The following is a 3,725-nucleotide window of genomic DNA, read 5'->3' as shown; positions in this document are numbered from 1 at the left end:
GTGCGGCACGCCCCCACCGTGCCGCACCGCGCCGCGCGCCGGGGTGGCGCGGGGCGCGGGAGCGGTGGAGGTCGCGTGCACGTCGGCCGGGTCAGTCGGGAGAGCTCATCCCGCGGCGGATCGAGTCCATGACCGTGGAGTCCGTCAGCGTCGTGACGTCGCCGGGCTCGCGGTGCTCGGCGACGTCGCGCAGCAGGCGCCGCATGATCTTCCCCGAGCGCGTCTTCGGCAGCTCCGCGACCACCATGATCGAGCGCGGCTTGGCGATCGGGCCGATCTCCTTGCCGACGTGGTCGCGCAGGTCGGCCACGGTGTCGGGGCCCTCGACGTGCCCGCCGCGCAGGATGACGAACGCCACCACCGACTGCCCCGTCGTCTCGTCGCTCGCGCCGACGACCGCGGCCTCGGCGACGTCGGGGTGGGAGACCAGGGCCGACTCGATCTCCGCGGTCGACAGGCGGTGGCCGGACACGTTCATGACGTCGTCGACGCGGCCCAGGAGCCAGATGTCCCCGTCCTCGTCGCGCTTGGCGCCGTCACCCGCGAAGTAGCGGCCGGGGAAGCGCGCCCAGTAGGTGTCCTTGAAGCGCTGCTCGTCGCGCCACAGCCCGCGCAGCATCGCGGGCCACGGCTCGGTCAGGACGAGGTAGCCGGCCTGACCGTGCCCGACGGGCTCCCCCGCGTCGTCGACGACCTCGGCCACGATCCCCGGCACGGGCACCTGCGCCGACCCGGGCTTGAGCGTCGTGACGCCCGGCAGGGGCGTGATCATGTGGCCGCCGGTCTCGGTCTGCCACCAGGTGTCGACGATCGGCGTCCGGTCGGCGCCGATGACGCGGCGGTACCAGGACCAGGCCTCGGGGTTGATGTTCTCCCCCACGCTGCCGAGCAGGCGCAGCGAGGACAGGTCGTGCGCGGCGGGGAACTCCTCGCCCCACTTCATGCACGTGCGGATCGCGGTGGGCGCGGTGTAGAGGATCGTGACGCCGTACTTCTCGACCAGCGACCACCAGCGGTCCTTGCCGGGGGTGTCGGGCGTGCCCTCGTAGATGACCTGCGTCGCCCCGTTGGCGAGCGGGCCGTAGACGACGTAGGAGTGCCCCGTGACCCAGCCGACGTCGGCCGTGCACCAGAACACGTCCGTCTCCGGCCGCAGGTCGAACACCGCGCGCGTCGTGAACGCCGTCTGCGTCAGGTAGCCGCCCGAGGTGTGCAGGATCCCCTTGGGCTTCCCCGTGGTGCCCGAGGTGTAGAGGATGAACAGCGGCTGCTCGGCGTCGAAGGCCTGCGCCTCGTGCTCGGGGCTCGCCTGCTCCAGCGCCTCGTGCCACCACACGTCGAGGTGCTCGTCCCACGCGACGTCCTCGCCGTTGCGGCGCACCACGAGCACGGCCGCGACGCTGGGGCAGCCCTTGGCGATCGCGGCGTCGACCGCGGGCTTCAGCGTGGTCGCCTTGCCGCGGCGGTAGGAGCCGTCGCACGTGATGACGACCTTGGCCTCGGCGTCGTTGATGCGGGTGTGCAGCGCGTCGGCGGAGAACCCGCCGAACACCACGCTGTGCGGGGCGCCCAGGCGCGCGCACGCGAGCATCGCGACGACGGACTCGACGAGCATGGGCAGGTAGATCGCGACGCGGTCGCCCGACTCGACGCCCAGCGCGGTCAGCGCGTTCGCGGCCCGGTTGACCTGCTCCGAGAGCTGCGCGTACGTGACCGTCTGCGTGTCACCGGGTTCGCCCTCGAAGTGCAGCGCCACGCGGTCGCCGTTCCCGGCCGCGACGTGGCGGTCGACGCAGTTCACGGCGACGTTGAGCCGGCCGCCGACGAACCACCTCGCGAACGGCGCGTCGCTGAAGTCCAGCGTCTGGGTGAAGTCGGTGTCCCAGTCCAGGCAGGCGCGGGCCTGCTCGGCCCAGAACCCGAGGCGGTCCGCGGCGGCCCGCTCGTAGAGGTCGGCCTTCGCGACGGCCTGCTCGGCGAACGCGGCGTCCGGCGCGACGGTCCTGGGCGCGGGCGCGCTGTCCTGGGTGGTCACGATCGTCCTCCTCGACGGGTCTCCCCGGCCGCCCCGGCCGGTTCGGGCTGAGGCTAGCCGCCCGGGACGTGCGGGTGCGTGGCCAGATCACGCTCGCGCCGCGCGGACAGCGTCGAGCCCGCGCTCGCCACCACCACCACGGCGATCGCGGCGACCGACGGCAGCGGCAGCGCCTGCGACAGCAGCAGGAAGCCGACCAGGGCCGCGATGCCGGGTTCCAGGCTCAGCAGCACCCCGAACGTCCGCTCCGGCAGGCGCCGCAGCGCCACCAGCTCCAGCGAGTACGGGACGACCGAGGACGCCAGCGCGACGACGAGGCCCAGGCCCAGCACCGCGGGGTGCAGCAGGTCCGCGCCCGCGCCGGCGAGGCCCGCGGGCAGCACGAGGACGCCCGCCACGACGCTCGCGACGGCGAGACCGGACTGCCCGGGCAGGGCCGCGCCGACGCGGGCGCTGAGCAGGACGTAGCCGGCCCAGAACGCCCCCGCCACCAGCGCCAGGGCGACGCCGAGCAGGTCGAGGTCGCCGCCGGCCCCGTCGCCGCCGAGCCCGAGCGTGAGGACCCCGAGCAGCGCGAGGACCACCCAGACGAGGTCGCGGGCCCGGCGCGTCAGCGCGGCCGACAGCACCAGCGGCCCGAGGAACTCGCACGTCACGGCGACGCCGAGCGGGATCCGCTCGATCGCGAGGTAGAACGCGGAGTTCATCGCCGCGAGGCTCACGCCGAACGCCACGGACAGCCGCCACTGCCGCCGGGTCCAGGTCCGCACGCGCGGCCGGACGACGGCGAGCAGCACGACGGCCGCGATCCCCAGCCGCAGGGCGGTCGCGCCCGTGGCGCCGACCGTCGCGAACAGCCCGCTGGCGACCGCGGCCCCGACCTGCACCGAGGCGGCCGCCCCGACCACCATCCCCACCGCGGGGGACGTCGACGCCGTCGTCCCGGCCGGTGCAGCGCTCACGTGGCCCCACGCTATCCCCCCGCCCTCGCCGCGATCACGCCGTGATCACCCGCGTGGTCGCGGCGGGGCGGGGGGTCACGTCACTTGCGGCCGGTGCGCCACTTCATGCCCCAGCCGAAGGCCTCGTCGAGGGCCTGCTGACCGCCCTGGACGTAGCGGACCTCGCGCTGCACGGCGACCTCGCGGCCGTCGGAGGTGAACTGCGCGATGGCGCACATGGGCGACTTGTCGTCGTGCTCGTCGAGGCGGACCTCGATCTCCGGGCCGCTCGCGGGGAAGAGCGTCACGACGGCGTCGGCCGCGGCCCAGTTCGGCACGCCTTCGTAGATGAAGGCGAACACCAGCACGCGCTTGATCTTCGACGCCTGCCGCAGGTCGACGAACAGGTTCTCGCCGCCGCCGCCCGTGCGGTCGTCGCCGTCGAGCCACACGACGGGATCGCCCTGCGCGCGGTCCCGGAACGCGTTGCCGAGGGCCTGCACGACGCCCTTGGACCCGTCGGTGAACTCGTAGAGCGCCCCGAGGTCGAGGTCGATCCCGCCCTGCGGCACCGCCGCGGCCTTGAGCTTGGAGAAGAACCCGCCGCCCGTGGGCGCCGCGCCCGCGGGGCGCGCGTTCCAGGCCAGGTGCACGCGGACGGTGCCGCCCGCGGCGCCCGACTTGGACAGCGACACCTTGGGGGCGGCCTTGGTCAGCGTCACCTTGCTCAGCGACACCCCACCGCCGCC

At 74.4% G+C, this 3,725-nt stretch carries 3 protein-coding genes; all 3 read right to left on the bottom strand.

The window, feature by feature from the left end; genetic code table 11:
* Window positions 1-91 precede the first annotated feature (91 nt).
* Complete coding sequence (acs, locus tag GTR02_RS20470) at window positions 92-2,035, bottom strand: acetate--CoA ligase (protein WP_338073957.1); 1,944 nt, start codon at window positions 2,033-2,035, stop codon at window positions 92-94.
* 53 nt (window positions 2,036-2,088) lie between these two features.
* Window positions 2,089-2,997, bottom strand: coding sequence for an EamA family transporter (locus tag GTR02_RS20465; RefSeq protein WP_205709715.1), 909 nt, complete (start codon window positions 2,995-2,997; stop codon window positions 2,089-2,091).
* A gap of 80 nt (window positions 2,998-3,077) precedes the next feature.
* A partial coding sequence (locus tag GTR02_RS20460) for a tellurium resistance protein (protein ID WP_166609320.1) occupies window positions 3,078-3,725 on the bottom strand: 648 nt, incomplete at its 5' end.

This window comes from Kineococcus siccus, from assembly GCF_009906795.1.
GTDB lineage: Bacteria > Actinomycetota > Actinomycetes > Actinomycetales > Kineococcaceae > Kineococcus > Kineococcus siccus.
This window is presented reverse-complemented; position numbering and strand designations above follow the sequence as displayed.